This window comes from Chloracidobacterium sp., assembly GCA_015075585.1.
Taxonomy (GTDB): domain Bacteria; phylum Acidobacteriota; class Blastocatellia; order Pyrinomonadales; family Pyrinomonadaceae; genus OLB17.
Genome location: JABTUB010000001.1, coordinates 1,635,133 through 1,652,029, shown reverse-complemented (window position 1 = coordinate 1,652,029; position 16,897 = coordinate 1,635,133). Strand labels below are relative to the sequence as shown.

The window sequence follows — 16,897 nt, the reverse complement described above, 5'->3', positions numbered from 1 at the left end:
TTACGAGGCTTTCGCGTTCGAAGTTCGCAATGATGAGCGGCGCTTTATCTCCTTCTGAAGCATAACGAGTTCGCGGCTCATATGCCCTGCGGCCGATGAGTTCTCTTCGGCTCGGCGAATGAGATACGGAACCGTGTCTGAAACCGGGCCGTACGGCACATATTTCGACACGCGATAACCATTGTCGGCCAGAAGGTAGGAAATATTGTCGCCCATTCCGTAAAGCTGCGAGAAAAAAACATGCTCGTGGTCAACGGGCACGCCTTCCCGGTACATAGCGGCAGCAAGTGCTTCGGTACTCGCCTCGTTATGTGTGGCGGCAACGAATGCGATCTCATCTATATTCCGCAGGCAATGTTCGATCGCCGCATCGTATGCAGTATCGGTATCCTGCTTGGTCGGATAGATCGGCGATTCGTAGCCAAGCTCTGCGGCTCTCTCGCGTTCTTTTTCCATATACGCGCCTCGCACAAGCTTGACGCCGAGGAAATAGCCGTTATTGACCGCTTCTTGGTGTGAGTCCTTGAGAAACTGTAGCCTGTCGGTGCGGTACATTTGAAGCGTATTGAAAACGATAGGCCGTTCTCGGTTGAATTGCTCCATCATCTCTGTCGTCATCCGATCGACGGCATCCTGGGTCCACGATTCTTCGGCATCAACGAATATCGGCTGTCCGGCATCGTATGCATAACGGCAGATCTCATAAAAGCGGCTTTTAATGCGTTCGCATTTTGCTTGGCTTTTTGCATCGAGCTTTTTCTTTGCACTCATGCGGCCGAGTGTGCCGAACGGCGCAATACCGCTCACCTTGAACACCGAGAACGGGATATTCGGATCGTTCTTCGCCCTTTCGATCGTTCGGATGATCTCGTCTTTCGTAGCGTCAAAATCAGCCTCGGCGGATTTGCCTTCGATCGCGTAGTCAAGGATGGTTCCGATCTTCGCGTTTCCGAGCCGGCGGATGACATTGTCGCATTCCGCTATTGTTTCGCCGCCGCAGAACTGTTTATAGATCGTTGATTTGATCAGCCCTTGAACCGGCAGTCCGATCTTTAACGCCAATTTGGTCGCCGACGCACCCAATGAATTGAGCGCCGGTGAATTCAGCAGTTTGAACAATCTGTGTTTCTCTTTCAGTTCCGCATCGGTGCGGTCGGCAAAGGCGACCGCCGTATCTTGAAGATCAAGCCGAAATTCGCTCATAGCGCGAAAATTCTAACATAACGCCAACCGAACACGCAGTGGCGGCGTGCGGAGTTGAGGCAAAATTGCTACATTTTGCCAATTGCCTTATCATTGCAGTTTTACCGACGCGGCACAGCCGCGCGATACATCATTATGAGCAAAGGACTTCCGAAAAGGTCGGAGAATTACTCCGAGTGGTACAACGAGATCGTCAAACGGGCCGATCTGGCGGAGAACTCTTCCGTTCGCGGCTGCATGGTGATAAAGCCGTATGGCTTCGCCATATGGGAGAAGATGCAGCGCGCTCTTGATGATATGTTCAAGGCAACAGGCCATCAGAATGCGTATTTTCCGCTCTTTGTACCGCGATCGTTCCTTGAAAAGGAGGAAGAACATGCGGAGGGCTTCGCAAAAGAATGTGCTGTCGTCACCCATTACCGCCTGAAGGCGAAACCTGACGGTAAGGGCCTTATGGTCGATCCGGATGCGAAACTCGAAGAAGAACTGATAGTGCGCCCTACCTCGGAAGCAGTGATCTGGAATACCTACAAGAACTGGATCCAATCGTGGCGCGATCTGCCGCTCTTGATCAATCAATGGGCAAATGTTGTCCGCTGGGAGATGCGGACGCGTCTGTTCCTTCGTACAACGGAATTCTTGTGGCAGGAAGGACATACAGCTCATGCCACGAAGGACGAGGCAGTAGAAGAGACCGAGAAGATGCTCGGCGTTTACGCGGACTTTGCCCAAAATTGGATGGCGATGCCCGTGTTGAAGGGCGTGAAAACGCCGAACGAACGATTTGCCGGTGCGGAAGAGACCTATTGCATCGAAGCGCTAATGCAGGACGGAAAGGCATTGCAGGCCGGCACGTCCCACTTCTTAGGGCAAAATTTTGCGCGATCCTTTGACGTGCGATTCGTTAACAAGGAAAATCAGCTCGAATATGCATGGGCGACAAGCTGGGGCGTGTCAACGCGGTTGATGGGAGCCTTGATAATGGCTCATTCCGATGATCAAGGGCTTGTGCTGCCGCCGAAATTGGCGCCGATCCAGGTCGTGATCGTGCCTATTTACAAAGCACCGGAAGATTTAGCCGCGATCACCGCAAAGATCGATCCGATAGTTGCCGATCTCAAAGCCGCAGGCGTTTCGGTAAAATACGATGACAGCGACAATCAGCGTTCGGGCTGGAAGTTCGCCGAGTATGAACTTAAGGGCGTACCGGTAAGGCTCGCGATCGGGATGCGCGATCTCGAAAACAATACCGTTGAGGTTGCGCGGCGTGATGAATTGACAAAGGAAAGTGTGTCGCTTGAAGGTATTGTCGGCCACATTACGCGGCTGCTCGATGATATACAGTCGAATATCTATGCACGTGCGTTGAAGTTTCGTGCTGAAAATACTTTTGTTATAGACAGTTGGGGCGATTTTAAGGCACAGATCGAGCGCGGAGGCTTCGTGTCGGCGCATTGGGACGGCACCGCTGAAACCGAAGAGGCGATAAAGGCTGAGACAAAGGCGACCATTCGCTGCATTCCCCTCGATGAGGGCGACGGCGCCGGGAAATGCGTGTTCTCAGGCAGAGACTCAGCTCGTCGTGTAGTGTTCGCAAAAGCGTACTGATCTAGGTTTATTCGACTTTTTTTGTAATTCGGCCGTCTAATGTTACATAAGGCGGTCGTTTTTCGTATCGGCCGCGAAAGTTTTAGGGCCGTTTCTGAATGTACAGGGACCTGACTGACGAAAAATTGGTCGAGCTTGCAATACGTGACGATGATGACGCGTTCGGTGAGATCGTGCGCCGTTGGGAACGGAAGATCTTTGCATTGTGTTTCGGAATGCTGGGCCGTGAGGACGACGCGGCAGACGCGACCCAAGAGGCTTTTGTGGCGGCATATCGAAATATCAAAAAATTCAGAGGCGAGGCGAAGGTTTCTTCGTGGCTCCATAGAATTGCCGTTAACCAGTGTCTTACGATCAAGCGGCGGCAAAAGTCCCGGGCGGAAGACCACTTGGACAGCGAGGACGGAAGCGAAGATCGCGTATTTGTGGCATCGGCATCGGCTTCACCGGCCAATACAGCCGAACGAGCGGAGCGAATGTCGCTTATCAGAAATGCGGTAGCTGGGTTGCCCGGCGACCTTCGGCAGGTGATCGTGATGAAGGAATTTGAGGAAATGACGTTCCAGGAGATCTCCGACACTCTTGAATTACCGTTGAGTACGGTCAAAAGCAGGCTTTACACGGCGTTGAAGCAGCTTCGGCATAAATTGGATCGAACGCCCATCGAGGTGGTTTAGCGATGAAAGCAATTAAGAGCAACGACTGTGAATTTTACGAATATTTGACTTCGTATATCTACGGCGAGCTTTCGACCACGGACGGAGAGAAGTTCGAAGGCCATCTGGCTGATTGCTCTTTGTGTATAGATGAGCTGGCAGCCGTTTCGCTGTCGCACTATTCCGTCTTTGAGTGGAAAAATGAAGAATTCGAGCCGCTTCGAACCCCGCGGATCGTAATTCCCTACGGCGAAAGGCAGCCCGGATTCATTGAAAGTCTGAAAGGCGCATTCTCATGGGGTTGGTCAACACCCGCATTCGTCGGTGCGTCAGTTTTGATCGTACTGGGCCTGATGACCCTGATGTTGGTTCAACGAAGCGGCGATCGGACCTTAACGGCACGCAACAGTGCGGCTCCTGCGGTAATTTCGCCGGCGGTGGCGGATCAGCGTGCGGCGACAGAAACCGAGACGGCAAATGCTGTAACTGATGACAATTCTGCCGAGATCGTTGCGGCGAAGGTTGTTCGGCCCAGACAAGGATCGATACGGCCTCAAACGGCTGCATCGACCGGCAGTGCCCCTCACGTTCCTGCGGTGAAGACGCGCTCGGCTTCGCCTGCCCGGACGGTTCCCGATCCGCAGTTCGAGGCGGATGAAGAGGATCAGTCACTTCGTTTGAGGGACCTTTTTGACATGGAAGAGGCAAGCTTATGATAAGTTCATTTGTAAAACATATCGGGTTGACGGCCGCTGCGTCGGTGATAGTTTTTACATTTGCAGCGGCCGCCAATGCTCAGGATGCTCCTCCGCAAAAAGCACCGGCTCCGCCGATGTCGAAAGGCAACCCTGAGCGGGGCAGCTTTTTGATGCACCTAGGACTAACGGCCGAGCAATGGGCGGATGTCAAGGCTCTTTATGCAAAGCAGAAGCCTGTGCTTCAGGCGGCGCAGCATCGTCTTCGCGAAGCAACGAAGAGTCTCGACGAAGCGATCTATGCTGACACCCTTAATGAACCGGATGTGCAGCAGAAGCTGAAGGAAACGCAGGAAGCGCAGGCCGAGGTCGCCCGAATCCGGAACATCTCTGAGGTTTCGATTCGTAAGATATTGACGCCTGAGCAGCTTATACGTTTTCGTGATCTGAGAAAGCAATTCGAAGGAATGCGCCGGCCCGCCGCCCGGCCAAGGATGCCCAAAAACCGAATGGCTCCCGGCCGTCCCGGCGGCACAGACAGCCGTGAGGCTCCGCCGATGCAGCATCCGCGAACGAACTAACGGCAGACAGCAACCCTCCGTACCCGGCCTTTCGCTTTTTGGGAAAGGCCTTTTTGCTATGGACGTTCATTCGTTATACCATTGTTGCGAAACGACTTTAGTCCTGCCGCGATGAATCTGTTCAAAAAGTTCCTGTTAGAGCTTCAAGGTGCAGCCAATCTCTTGTGGCGTGCGATTAAAGGGCTTGGGAAACAGCCTCGCTACGCCCAAGAGATCATACGGCAAATGGATCTGATCGGTGTCGGTTCGGCAGGCATAGTGCTTTTGACAGGGTTTTTTACCGGCGGTGTCCTCATTCTCCAGGCATATCCGACGTTGGTTTATTACGGTGCACAAAATAATGCCGGCCAGGGTGTCGCCACTTCGCTTATTCGCGAACTTGGGCCGGTACTGACCGCATTGATGGTCGCCGGCCGCGTGGGCAGTGCGATCTCGGCGGAATTAGGCTCAATGGTCGTATCCCAACAGATCGATGCAATGCGGGCGCTCGGCACATCACCTGCAAGAAAACTTGTGACGCCGCGCATTACCGCCTTGATCGTGATGCTGCCGCTCTTGACCGTTGCGGCGGACCTTGCCGGACTGATCGGCGGCGGTTTGATAGCAAAGTATCTTTACAATCTTGATATGGCGGTTTATAGCTCGTCGGTCCGTGCGGGTGTATCATTTACCGACCTTCTCGGCGGTGTTATAAAGCCTTTGGTCTTTGGGCTGATAATCGGGCTTGTTAGCTGCTACAAGGGTCTGAATACAACCGGCGGTACCGTTGGTGTCGGGCGATCGACGACGAATGCGGTGGTTGCTGCCTCTGTCTGCGTGATCATTGCCGACTTCTTTTTGTCAAAGATCCTGCAAACCTTCTTTTCGAGTACGATGTTCTGATGATCGCAGTTGACGAAATCGCTGATAACGCTGTCGTCGAAAGCCGCGGCGAAGAGTTCGGGCTTGTTCCGGCGATCGAGTTTCAAGATGTTGAACTGGCGTTTGATGACCTCGTGATCCTAAATAAGGTCAGCTTTACGCTCGGACGCGGTGAAACGCGGCTTGTACTCGGCGGCTCCGGTACCGGGAAGTCAACCATCATCAATTTGGTGCTCGGCCTTATCCGCCCCGACTCGGGAAAGGTCTTTATTGACGGCGAAGACATAACCGAGCTTGATGATCAGGAAATGATGCGTATCCGGAAGAAGATCGGAATGGTCTTTCAGGAGGGTGCTCTTTTCGATTCGCTCTCGGTTTACGATAACGTCGCCTACCGGCTTGCCGAGGAGAATGTCGATGAGGACGAGATCGAGGATGAAGTGAGGCGAATGTTAGAGTTCGTCGATCTCGCGGACGCGATAGACAAGATGCCGTCCGAACTGTCGGGCGGAATGCGGCGGCGCGTCGGCATCGCGCGGGCACTCGTCGGAAGTCCGACCATTGTGCTGTTCGATGAACCGACAGCGGGACTCGATCCGCCGACGGCACGCACGATCTGCGAACTTGCGATCAAGCTCCGTGATCTTGAGGAAGTATCCTCCCTTTTCGTCACGCACGAGATGAACAACCTTGAGTATCTCGCGTCAGAATATGCTATTGTTGACGACAAGGGCGGCGTTAGTTTCGAAAAAGAGGGCGAAACGCTCTGTATGCTGAATACTTCTGTTATGATGCTCAGACACGGAGATATCATATTCAGCGGCTCTGAGAACCAGCTGTTCGAGAGCCGCGAAGACTATATCTACGACTTTATTCGCGGACGAAGGACGAATGCCACGAAGCAATAAGGCCATTACGATCAGCGAGTTACGCGTCGGTATTTTCGTGCTGGCGGCTCTGATCGCGCTCGGTTTCTTGATCCTGAATTCGAGCGGCGATTTCAACCCATTTGCAAAGAAGCTTCGATTGAAGGCTCGCTTTCCAACCGCGGACGGGCTCAGACCCGGAGCTGAAGTGCAGCTCGCCGGCGTTTCCATCGGCAAGGTCGATGAGGTAACGTTCCTCGGTTCGGATGCAACGGAGCAAGAGCGTGTCGAGGCGTCAATGTCGGTTACGCGAACCTTCGAGAAGCGCCCGATCACCGAGCTTATCAGAACGGATTCGACCGCGCAGATGGTGGCAACCTCGCTGCTTGCGAACGACAAGCTAATAAACATTTCGCCGGGCACGTCAAAAGGTTCGCCCATCGATGAGAACGCCATCCTGCCGAGCATCGAATCGATCTCGATGAATCAGCTAACCGAAACAGGTAACAACCTTCTCAAACAGATCAATAAGCTCGCAACGCCGGTTAACGACATCTTGAACAAGGCGAATACTGGCGAAGGTACGCTGGGACGTGTGATCAATGACGAGCAGTTATACGACCATCTTGACGGAGCCGTGGCGGAAACGCGCGACACCGTATCGCGCCTTAAGACAACGATCGAAAAGATAAACAGCGGCGAAGGCAGCGCAGGCAAACTTGTTAACGACCCCGAACTTTACGACAGCCTAAACCGCACCGTTGCTCAGCTCGAGGCAATATCCGCTGACATTAAAGCGGGCCGAGGCTCGGCCGGAAAATTCGTTTCTGATGATGCGCTTTACAACGAGACCCGTGCGGCGGTTACCGATCTGCGCAAAGCGGTAAGTCAGTTCAACGATATTGCTGCCGATCTGAAGGTCGTTTCTGCCGACCTGCGCGACGGCAAAGGTTCAGCGGGCAAGCTGCTGAAGGACGAGGCCCTTTATAACGATGCCCGTTCTGCTCTTGACAGATTTAATACTGTAGCGGCAAAGCTCGACGCGATACTTGGCGATGCCCACAACGGCAAAGGCACGCTCGGCAAGATATTGAATGACGAGACGTTGTATAACAATCTAAGTGTTACAGCGAATAATGTGGCGACATTTACAGGTGAAGGGACGCAGCTTGTTAAGGACTTTCGAGCAAATCCGAAAAAATTCCTCCGCATAAAACTTGCCTTGTTTTAGGAAAGTTCCGCATAAATATACATCGTACTTGCATAAACATACATTTATTTGTATAGTTATGTTTGCTTACTGAGCATCGGTGTTCCGCTGATATTCTGTGTTCGTTATGAAAAAATCCGACAGACAAAAGGCCTTGCAGCAGCTTATTAGGCAGAAAGACATTTCAACGCAGGAAGAGTTAGTTGCAGAACTGATCGAGGTCGGTTTTGCGGTAACGCAGGCGAGCATTTCGCGGGATATTGAGGAACTTGGTATTGCAAAGGTGAACGGGCATTACAAAATGCCGCCTGTTGCTATCGGCGACCCGATGCTGCGATCTCTGGAACCGGCGGGAAGCAATCTGATCGTAGGCCATTGCCCTTCCGGCCTCGCATCCGCTGTTACTGTTAAGATCGATGCCGCCGCCATTCCATACATCATCGGCACCATCGCCGGCGACGATACGATATTTATTGCAGTGGCCGACGAAACTATGCAGGCGGCCGCGGTCAAAGCGATTTGGGAGTTGTTCGAGATATGAAAATGGTCGAGGTGCAAAAGCACGGCTCAGTTGTCGGAAATCTTGGTTTGGGCCGAACGGTCTCTGTCGTTACCGAGCGAAGGAAAGTTCGGATGGGCGATGTAGTTGCGGTTCGAGCTCTTACGGAAAGCCTTACCTACGGCAACATAGAACTTCCTTCGGGCCGCCTTGCAAAGGTAAATTCCGGTGATGTTTTTATCGGGGCATTTGGAAAGCGCCGAGCTCTAAAGGGATTTGTCGGCGAGGTGCCGGAATCCGTTCAACAAGGCGAACGTCTCCATTTGCTCAACATGGGCGGCGTCATAGGAGAGTGCCGCGGCCACCACTCGTCTTTTTCGGATGCGATCGAGGTCGAGGTTATCGGCGTTGTATGCTGTGATAACGGCGGAATGGTAAACATCGACCGGAGTGCATTGCCCTCGGAAAGTTCGCTGAAGATCGATTCCAGGCTGGTCGTAGTAGCCGGTTCATGTATGAATTCGGGTAAGACGGTTGCAGCGACCGAGATCATCAAGCAAGCAGCCTATGCCGGCGTGCGTGTCGCCGGCGCAAAGCTGACAGGCATCGCCTGTATGCGGGATACACTGAATATGCAGGATCATGGGGCAGTCGCGACGGCGAGTTTTCTTGATTGCGGGCTTCCCTCTTCGGTCGATCATCCTGACCTCGCATCAGTGGCGAAGGGTATTCTGAACCATCTTGAGAAAAGCGGGCCTGAACTTATCGTTGCCGAATTGGGTGACGGCATCCTCGGCGGCTATTCTGTCGAATCGATCCTTGCTGATGCTGAGATCCGTGATGCGATGGGAGCTTTTGTTTTCTGCGCATCAGATTATGTCGGTGTCGCCGGCGGCATTTCGATCTTGAAGCAGTTCGGCATCATTCCCGATGTGATCGCCGGTTCCGTAACCGATTCGCAGATGGGCGAGGACTTTGTTGCACACAATTTCGGCATCGCGGCCGGAAATGCTCGGCGCGACGGCAAAAGACTGTATGAATTGGTCGATGCCGCACACACCTTTGCGGAGGCAGTCGCATGACCGATCAGCGAGATCAACGCATCCGTATAGGCATATTCGGTGGTTCGGGTTATGGAGGAAGTGAGCTGCTGCGAATACTCTTGATCCATCCGAACGCGGAGATCGTCTTCGTTACCGCTAATGAACACGGCGGGAAGGCTGTCGGTTCTGTTCATCGGAACCTCTACTCGCTCACCGATCTGGAGTTCATACCGACACCGGAAGATCTTACCGAATCGGAGATCGACGTCGCATTTTTCGCACTGCCGCACGGGCAGGCGCTTGAACTCGTCCCGCAGCTGCCGCCGAACGTCAAGGTAATTGATCTGTCGGGCGATTTTCGTTTGGACGACGAAGACGTGTTCAAGGAATACTATGGCCGCGAGCATGCCGGTGATCTGCAGAAGAAGTTCGTGTACGGCCTGACCGAGACGAATCGCGACAGAATAAAGGACGCTCAATACATTGCAAATCCGGGCTGCTTCGCAACGGCAACATTGCTCGCGCTGGCCCCGATGGTGAACAGCGGCCTTTTGAGCGGAAAGATCATAGTAGATGCCAAGACGGGGTCGAGCGGTTCGGGGGCAAAGCCGACCGCAAATACGCACCATCCGCAGCGAAGCAATTCTTTTTATGCATACAAACCATTTGTTCATCAACACTTACCGGAGATAACCCAGCATTTATGCGAGGTCGGTCCGTTCGCTGACCGTCTGGTATTCATGACGCACAGCATGCCGGTTTCGCGCGGGATCTTTGTATCGTGTTATCTGGACACGACGGTTCTGGTTACTAACAATGACCTCCGGCACCTTTTTACCCACTACTATCGCAGTTCCTTCTTTGTTCGCGTGGTTGACGGCTCGCCAGATATAAATTGGGTGAAGAACACGAATTTCTGCGACATCTCTCTTTACACAAGCAATGATCAGGTCGTTATATTCGCGGCGATCGACAATCTCGTCAAAGGCGCTGCGGGCCAAGCGGTGCAGAACATGAACCTTATGTTCGGCCTCGAAGAGCGAACGGGCCTTGTCTTCACAGGATCAAATCCGTAGGGGCGGCCGGCCGCGACCGATAAGAGCGGCGGTCATTTTGGGCGTTTCAAATGAAATTCGAAGATATTAAACACATCGAGGACAACTGCGAAGTGTCCACATACGCAAAGATGGGTATTGCTGTTGAGCGTGGTTCGGGCACGCGAATTTGGACAAGCGAGGGCCGCGAATACCTTGATCTCTACGGAGGCCATGCGGTGTGTGCGACAGGCCACTCGCATCCGCACGTTGTCAGAGCGATAACAGAACAGGCAAACCGGCTGATGTTCTACTCGAATCTTGTTTATTCTGACGTACGTGCAAGAGCCGCAGAAAAATTGGTCTCGATAGCTCCCGACAGCCTGAGCCGCGCGTTCTTTTGCAATTCGGGGACAGAAGCGAACGAAAATGCGATGCGGACGGCCCGCCTTGCAACCGGCCGCGCGAAGGTCGTGTCATTCGACGGCGGCTTTCACGGACGAACTGCCGATTCGATCTCAGCAACATTTCTCGGAAGATACCGGCAGATCGGCGAACCGAATGTTCCTTTGCATTTGATGGCAGCGTTCGGCGATATCGAAAGTGTGCGTCGGGTTGCAGATCGCGACACAGCGGCGATCATTGTCGAGCCGATACAATCAATGGCAGGCGTGCGCGAGGCACCACCCGAATTCTTTATTTCCCTGCGTGAATTGTGTAATGAACTCGGCATCATTCTGATATTCGACGAAGTTCAGACGGGAGTCGGACGCACGGGCAACTGGTTCTTTTCTGGCAGCGATAACGCCGGCGGAGTTTGTCCTGATGTGATCACGCTCGCAAAGTCCTTAGGCAGCGGTGTTCCGGTCGGCGCCTGCCTTATGAGCGAAAGTTTGGCTTCGGAGATCAGAACAAATGACCTCGGCACGACTTTCGGAGGCGGAATGCTTGCGATGGCCGCGGTCTCGGCAACCATCGAAGCCATCGAGCAAGAGAATATGCTGGAGAATGCACTGGCCGCCGAAAAACACCTGCGTTCGTATCTCGAAGGGGCCCGCAGTGTCATCAGCATACGCGGAAAAGGCTGTTTGCTTGGGATCGAATTTGACACTGAATGTGCTCCGATCCATCAGAAACTTATCGAAAGAGCAATAATTACCGGAACATCGAGCGATCCTAATGTGATGCGGCTTCTGCCGCCGCTCTGCGTCAGCACGGATGAGTTGGATAAATTGATCGAGGTATTGGCTGAATGAAAAATTATCTTTCGACCGCGGGGCTTTCGGCCGAACGGCTCAACTCACTGATCGATCTTGCATTAAAGATCAAAAGCGGCGCGATCGTCGAAAAGCCTCTTGCAGGAAGGTCCGTCGCGCTTGTTTTCTTTGATCCGAGTTTGAGAACAAGAGCGTCGATGCAGGCAGGCGTTTACGAACTTGGCGGAAATCCTATCATTCTTGAACCCGGAAGCACATCCTGGAGTTTAGAGCACCGCGAAGGTGTTGTGATGGATGGCGATAAGACGGAACATTTGAAGGAGTTTGTTCGGGTGCTTGAACGTTATGTTAGTGCGATCGGGGTGCGGACATTCGCGAAACTCGCGGATTGGGAAAGCGAACGAACGGATCCGATCCTTAATGCTTTCGCGAGATACGCATCGGTACCGATCATAAATCTCGAATCGGCGATGCACCATCCGTGTCAATCAGTGGCAGATATGATGACGATTCGCGAAAAGCTCGGTGCGGGCAAAAAGAAGGTCGTGATGACTTGGGCGTGGCATCCTAAGCCATTGCCGATGGCCGTGCCTAACAGCTTTGCTCTTGCATCTGCGCAGATCGGCCACGAGCTAACGATCGCGGCACCGAAAGGATATGAGCTGGATGATGAGCTTGTTCGGACACTCAACGAAAAAGCTGATGAGAACGGAACGACCGTTGAACTCACGGATGACGTGAACGCTGCGTTCGAGAATGCAGATGTCGTGTATGCAAAAAGTTGGGGCGCCAAACAATTTTACGGTGATGCGGCGGCGGAGATCGCGTATCGTGAAAAATTACGCCCCCAATGGATCGTTGACGCCGCAAAGATGTCGCGGACCAATGATGCGATCTTTATGCATTGCCTGCCGGTTCGCAGAAATGTGGTCGTTACCGACGAAGTTATAGAATCTGCCCGCTCCGTCGTCGTTGATGAGGCCGAGAACCGCCTCCATATTCAGAAGGCGATCTTGACCGAGGTGTTTAAATGAATATTGAAATGCTTGACCTGCTGCGCGAGGCACTTCCGTATATTCAACGCTTTGCCGGCAAGACTTTTGTCATCAAGTTTTCAGGCAAGGTTACCGAAGATAAGGCAAACCTCGAATCACTGGCAGAAGAGATCGCCTTGCTTCACGAGGTCGGCATCCGCGTGTGCGTGATCCATGGCGGCGGCAAGCAGCTTACCGAACTCGCAGAGAAACTCGGCGTGGTCCAAAAGATAGTCGAGGGCCGTCGCGTTACGGATGATGACACGCTCGAACTCGCGAAAATGGTGTTTCGCGGTAAGATCAATACCGAAATTCTCGCGCAGTTCCGCCGACGAGGTATCCACGCGGTCGGCATTTCAGGTATCGACGGCGGCATTATTTCGGCACGACGCAGGCCGCCAAAAGATATCCTCGATAAGGATACGGGCGAAAGGACGACGATAGACTTTGGCCATGTCGGCGATGTTGTGAGCGTTGACGTTGCTTTGATAAATGCAATGCTTGCCGAAGGCTACCTGCCGATAGTTTCATCGCTCGGGGCAGATGACGACGGCCGCGTGTTCAACATAAATGCCGACACTATCGCTGCGGAGATCGCGGTGAGCCTGCACGCCGAAAAGCTAATTTTGCTGTCGGATGTGAACGGCATCTATCTCAAACCGGAGGATGAAACGACAAAACTTTCATGCATTACGACCGATGACGCTCGTGGAATGATCGAAACCGGAAAGGCCCTCGGCGGAATGGTACCGAAACTCGAAAGCCTGATCTCGCTGCTGGAGCGCGGCGTAGCATCAGCTCACGTCGTCAGCGGCACTCATCGTAACGCCATCTTGGCTGAGGTCTTTACTGATGAAGGAACAGGGACGATGGTCGTAAGATCGTAGGCAAAAAATGCAGGCTGTGCACCTCGTGCTGCCTGCATTTCTTATTAAATGAGTGGTGCTCAGGGCGAGACTCGAACTCGCACGGATCACTCCACACGCCCCTCAAACGTGCGCGGCTACCAATTACGCCACCTGAGCAAAATTTTCAAACAAAGCCCTACTTCTTCTCGACGGGCTTCTTTGTGCTGTCGGGTTCTTCCTTGATCACCGCGCCATGGCCGGTATCCGGAACGAGAACTGAATTCGCGGCCGGCGCCGCTTCCGTGTTATCGGCGGGAGCCGCAGTATTCGCATTCGCATCCGCGGGTGCCGGATTAGCGGGTGCCTCGGTGACTGCTTCAGTTTCCGAAGCAGTACTGTCAGGGTTGCTCGAAAGTACTGAAACATTGCCTGTCAATGCCGGCATCGAAAGCAAAAGAGCCGAGACCATAAAAATAACGGCTGCCGCGATGGTGATCTTTGACAGGACGCTTGTTGTTCCGCGCGGAGCAAGTGCCGAGCTCGCAACGTTGCTCGTGAACAACGCTCCCGCATCGGTCTTGCCGGGCTGCAAAAGTACCGCGCCGACCAAGACGATACAAGAGAGAAAAAATATTCCGTACAAGAGGTATTCCAACGTCGCGACTCCCGATTACTTATAATTAACGATCTTAGCGAAGCTTTCAGCATCGAGGCTGGCTCCGCCGACCAATGCACCGTCAAGATCGGGCTGCGACATAAGCGTCGAGATGTTGTCCGGTTTGACCGAGCCGCCATAAAGGATACGGACGGCTTTTGCTACATCCGCGCCGTGCGTATCGTTAAGCGTTCGGCGGATATGAGCGTGCATTTCTTGAGCCTGTTCGGGCGTTGCCGTCTTACCGGTACCTATCGCCCAGACAGGCTCGTAAGCGATTATGATACGTTCCATGTCGGCAACTGTCAAACCTGACAGGCCCTGTATCAACTGTGCCTCGACCACTGCATTTGCCGCACCTATCTCACGCTGATCGAGCGTTTCGCCCACGCAAACGATCGCCGTAAGCCCGGCCGCAAGTGCTGCAGCCGTCTTCTTGTTGACCGAGGCATCGGTCTCGCCGCAGAACTGCCGCCGCTCGCTGTGACCGATAATGGTATGCGTACAGCCTACGTCGCGCAGCATGACAGGTGCAACCTCGCCGGTTCGTGCTCCGAACTCGTTCATTTCGGCACAATCTTGGGCAGAGATACGTACATTTGAGCCTTCCATACGGTCTGCAACGGTCTTCAGTGCGGTAAAAACAGGTGCAATAATGACCTCGCAATGGTTCGCATTCGCAACGAGCGGTTTAAGAGCAAGAGCCGTCTCAACGGCTTCGGCGAGCGTCTTATACATCTTCCAATTTCCGGCAATTACAGGTTTTCGCATAGTGTGATCTTATGGCATCAATGAAGGAGTTGCCGTTTGATAAGGCCTCCGTCCACATCGGTCAAAGTGTGTGTAGTGATGAACGCATATTGGTCAATATCCGTTACGGCGGACTTGATCACTCCGATCTCCAGACGCGTAACTACACAGTAGAGAATATCGCGTTCTTCAGCGGCCTCACCCGCTGTTCGAAGTCCTCCGCTTCCTTTCAAGACGGTTACGCCGCGTCGAAGCTTTGTGACCAGAGCCTCTCGGATCTCATCGTTCTTTGTCGATACGATCATTATTGCAGTGTACTCTTCGACGCCGTGTATCAGGAAGTCAATCGCCTTTGTCGCCGCGACATAGGTCAAGATGGAGTACATAGCCGGTTCGATGCCCAAAAAGAACGCCGCAGCAAGAAAGATCAGTACGTTAAAGATCAGTATCACATCGCCGACGTTCAGTATGTAACTGCGACGGCTGATCAATAGAGCGGCGATCTCGGTGCCGTCGAGAACTGACCCTCCGCGGATAGCGAGGCCGATGCCCGCACCGATAAAGAGTCCGCCAAATACCGCGGTCAAAAGTTTGTCCGGCGTTACGTCGGGAAAATGTACGACCTGCAGCACCACGGCAAGCCCGACGATGCCGAGCGTGCTTTTGATCGCGAAAGCCCTGCCGATCTGTTTATATCCAAAAGCGATGAACGGCAGATTAAAGATAACCAACAGCGTGGGCAATGAAAATCCGAATATATTCGATACGAGCATCGAAACGCCCGTGACGCCGCCGTCGATGAAATGGCTTGATAGAAGGAAACCTTTTAGTCCGAATGCAGCTGAAAAGATACCTGAGGCAATAAGGCCGCAATTCACAACTGCACCGGGAACTCCTTTTATCATCTATTTATCGTTCAAAGCAGCAACTCCGGGCAAAACATCGCCCGCAAGGAATTCGAGCGTTGCGCCGCCGCCCGTCGAAATGTGTGTGATCCGATCGTTAAGCCCTGCGAGGTTTATCGCCGCAACTGAATCACCGCCGCCTACGATCGACGTCGCACCGGCGTCCGTCGCCCGTGCGACGGCTTCGGCAATAGCAAGCGTCCCTTCGTCAAATGGCTTTTCCTCGAACATCCCCATCGGGCCGTTCCAAACGATAGTTTTGGCACCTTCGAGTGCTGCGGCAAAACGCGCCGCCGTTTCGACGCCGATATCAAGGCCGACAAGTCCCGCGTTAGTGAACTCGATCGGTATCGTACGCCGTGAATTTAGCGGATCGAATGAATCAACAACCTGATGATCGGTCGGCAGAATCAGCTCAACGCCTGCGGCTTTCGCCATTGCCTCGATCTCGAGTGCCTTGGGCATCATATCGTCCTCGACAAGTGATTTTCCGACCGTGAAGCCCTGTGCCTTGAAGAATGTGTACGCCATAGCACCGCCGATCAGCAGTTTGTCCACCTTTCGCTCTATGAGCGATTCGATGACCGGGATCTTATCCGAAACCTTTGCTCCGCCCAAAATGGCGACGAATGGCCTTTGAGGGGCATGCAAGGCCCTTCCGAGAAACTCGATCTCCTTTTCCATCAGAAGGCCGGCGACCCTTTCCCCTACAAAGTGCGTTATGCCTTCGGTTGACGCATGAGCGCGGTGAGCGGTGCCGAATGCATCATTCACATAAACATCGACGCCGTCAGCAAGTTGTCTTGCGAACTCGTCGTCGTTGGCCTCTTCGCCAGCGTAAAGTCGTAGATTCTCAAGCAGCAGTGCCTGACCATCATTCAAAGCAGAGACATTCGCCGATACATCACCGCCAACGCAATCGCCTGCAAATGCAATAGTTAAGTCATCTAACTTCGACAAGTACTCAAAGACAGGCCTCAATGAATACTTAGCCGGATCGTACGGCAGGCCGCGTTCCTCCGCTTTCTTCTTATCCTTGAGAGGCCGGCCGAGATGCGATGCGATCACAAGTCGGGCGCCATGCTCCAACGCGTATCTTATAGTCGGCAAAGCGGCCTTTATGCGGGTGTCATCGGTGATGACGCCATCCTTTATAGGTACGTTAAAATCGACCCGCAAAAATACACGTTTACCGGCGAGATCAACTTCTCGAATACTCTTTTTGTTCATCC

Annotated in this window: 18 protein-coding genes and 1 tRNA gene; 13 read left to right on the top strand and 6 right to left on the bottom strand. The window is 53.2% G+C overall.

The features are described from left to right. Complete coding sequence (locus HS105_07615; GenBank protein MBE7516458.1) at positions 1 to 1,203, bottom strand: proline dehydrogenase family protein; 1,203 nt, start codon at positions 1,201 to 1,203, stop codon at positions 1 to 3. 135 nt (positions 1,204 to 1,338) lie between these two features. On the opposite strand from HS105_07615, the gene HS105_07610 reads away from it, so the two are divergent. The 13 genes from HS105_07610 to argB all read left to right on the top strand — a co-directional run bounded on the left by HS105_07610 (position 1,339) and on the right by argB (position 13,394). Then, positions 1,339 to 2,811, top strand: a complete 1,473-nt coding sequence (locus HS105_07610; protein MBE7516457.1) for a proline--tRNA ligase — start codon at positions 1,339 to 1,341, stop codon at positions 2,809 to 2,811. A gap of 98 nt (positions 2,812 to 2,909) precedes the next feature. After that, positions 2,910 to 3,488, top strand: a complete 579-nt coding sequence (locus HS105_07605) for a sigma-70 family RNA polymerase sigma factor (GenBank protein ID MBE7516456.1) — start codon at positions 2,910 to 2,912, stop codon at positions 3,486 to 3,488. Positions 3,489 to 3,490: 2 nt separating this feature from the next. After that, a complete protein-coding gene (locus HS105_07600; protein ID MBE7516455.1) occupies positions 3,491 to 4,183 on the top strand; it encodes a zf-HC2 domain-containing protein in 693 nt (230 codons plus the stop codon). Then, positions 4,180 to 4,743, top strand: a complete 564-nt coding sequence (locus tag HS105_07595; protein ID MBE7516454.1) for a periplasmic heavy metal sensor — start codon at positions 4,180 to 4,182, stop codon at positions 4,741 to 4,743. The genes HS105_07600 and HS105_07595 overlap by 4 nt, the downstream gene beginning before the upstream one ends. A 111-nt stretch (positions 4,744 to 4,854) precedes the next feature. Then, on the top strand, positions 4,855 to 5,625 hold the full coding sequence (locus HS105_07590; protein MBE7516453.1) for an ABC transporter permease: 771 nt from the start codon (positions 4,855 to 4,857) through the stop codon (positions 5,623 to 5,625). Further along, positions 5,625 to 6,512, top strand: a complete 888-nt coding sequence (locus HS105_07585) for an ATP-binding cassette domain-containing protein (GenBank protein MBE7516452.1) — start codon at positions 5,625 to 5,627, stop codon at positions 6,510 to 6,512. The genes HS105_07590 and HS105_07585 overlap by 1 nt, the downstream gene beginning before the upstream one ends. Continuing rightward, positions 6,496 to 7,701 (top strand): MCE family protein, encoded by a 1,206-nt coding sequence (locus HS105_07580; GenBank protein MBE7516451.1) that lies wholly within the window; start codon positions 6,496 to 6,498, stop codon positions 7,699 to 7,701. The genes HS105_07585 and HS105_07580 overlap by 17 nt, the downstream gene beginning before the upstream one ends. A gap of 106 nt (positions 7,702 to 7,807) precedes the next feature. Then, complete coding sequence (locus HS105_07575) at positions 7,808 to 8,221, top strand: arginine repressor (GenBank protein MBE7516450.1); 414 nt, start codon at positions 7,808 to 7,810, stop codon at positions 8,219 to 8,221. After that, a complete protein-coding gene (locus HS105_07570) occupies positions 8,218 to 9,261 on the top strand; it encodes a hypothetical protein (GenBank protein MBE7516449.1) in 1,044 nt (347 codons plus the stop codon). The genes HS105_07575 and HS105_07570 overlap by 4 nt, the downstream gene beginning before the upstream one ends. Beyond that, entirely contained in the window at positions 9,258 to 10,298 is a 1,041-nt protein-coding gene (gene argC, locus HS105_07565) for an N-acetyl-gamma-glutamyl-phosphate reductase (GenBank protein MBE7516448.1), read from the top strand. The genes HS105_07570 and argC overlap by 4 nt, the downstream gene beginning before the upstream one ends. 50 nt (positions 10,299 to 10,348) lie before the next feature. Continuing rightward, positions 10,349 to 11,512: an aminotransferase class III-fold pyridoxal phosphate-dependent enzyme gene (locus HS105_07560; protein ID MBE7516447.1), complete on the top strand. Its 1,164-nt coding sequence runs from the start codon at positions 10,349 to 10,351 to the stop codon at positions 11,510 to 11,512. After that, positions 11,509 to 12,507, top strand: coding sequence for an N-acetylornithine carbamoyltransferase (locus tag HS105_07555; protein MBE7516446.1), 999 nt, complete (start codon positions 11,509 to 11,511; stop codon positions 12,505 to 12,507). Before HS105_07560 ends, HS105_07555 begins: the two co-directional genes overlap by 4 nt. Further along, the gene (gene argB, locus HS105_07550) at positions 12,504 to 13,394 is read left to right on the top strand and encodes an acetylglutamate kinase (protein ID MBE7516445.1); all 891 of its coding nucleotides are present in this window, start codon (positions 12,504 to 12,506) and stop codon (positions 13,392 to 13,394) included. The genes HS105_07555 and argB overlap by 4 nt, the downstream gene beginning before the upstream one ends. A gap of 53 nt (positions 13,395 to 13,447) precedes the next feature. On the opposite strand, the gene HS105_07545 is transcribed toward argB, so the two are convergent. The 5 genes from HS105_07545 to HS105_07525 all read right to left on the bottom strand — a co-directional run bounded on the left by HS105_07545 (position 13,448) and on the right by HS105_07525 (position 16,895). Continuing rightward, positions 13,448 to 13,532, bottom strand: a tRNA-Leu gene (locus HS105_07545). 19 nt (positions 13,533 to 13,551) lie between these two features. After that, on the bottom strand, positions 13,552 to 13,998 hold the full coding sequence (secG, locus tag HS105_07540; protein MBE7516444.1) for a preprotein translocase subunit SecG: 447 nt from the start codon (positions 13,996 to 13,998) through the stop codon (positions 13,552 to 13,554). 27 nt (positions 13,999 to 14,025) lie between these two features. Continuing rightward, the gene (locus HS105_07535) at positions 14,026 to 14,781 is read right to left on the bottom strand and encodes a triose-phosphate isomerase (GenBank protein MBE7516443.1); all 756 of its coding nucleotides are present in this window, start codon (positions 14,779 to 14,781) and stop codon (positions 14,026 to 14,028) included. A gap of 17 nt (positions 14,782 to 14,798) precedes the next feature. Continuing rightward, a complete protein-coding gene (locus HS105_07530; GenBank protein ID MBE7516442.1) occupies positions 14,799 to 15,665 on the bottom strand; it encodes a YitT family protein in 867 nt (288 codons plus the stop codon). Beyond that, on the bottom strand, positions 15,666 to 16,895 hold the full coding sequence (locus HS105_07525; GenBank protein ID MBE7516441.1) for a phosphoglycerate kinase: 1,230 nt from the start codon (positions 16,893 to 16,895) through the stop codon (positions 15,666 to 15,668). Positions 16,896 to 16,897: the final 2 nt, after the last annotated feature.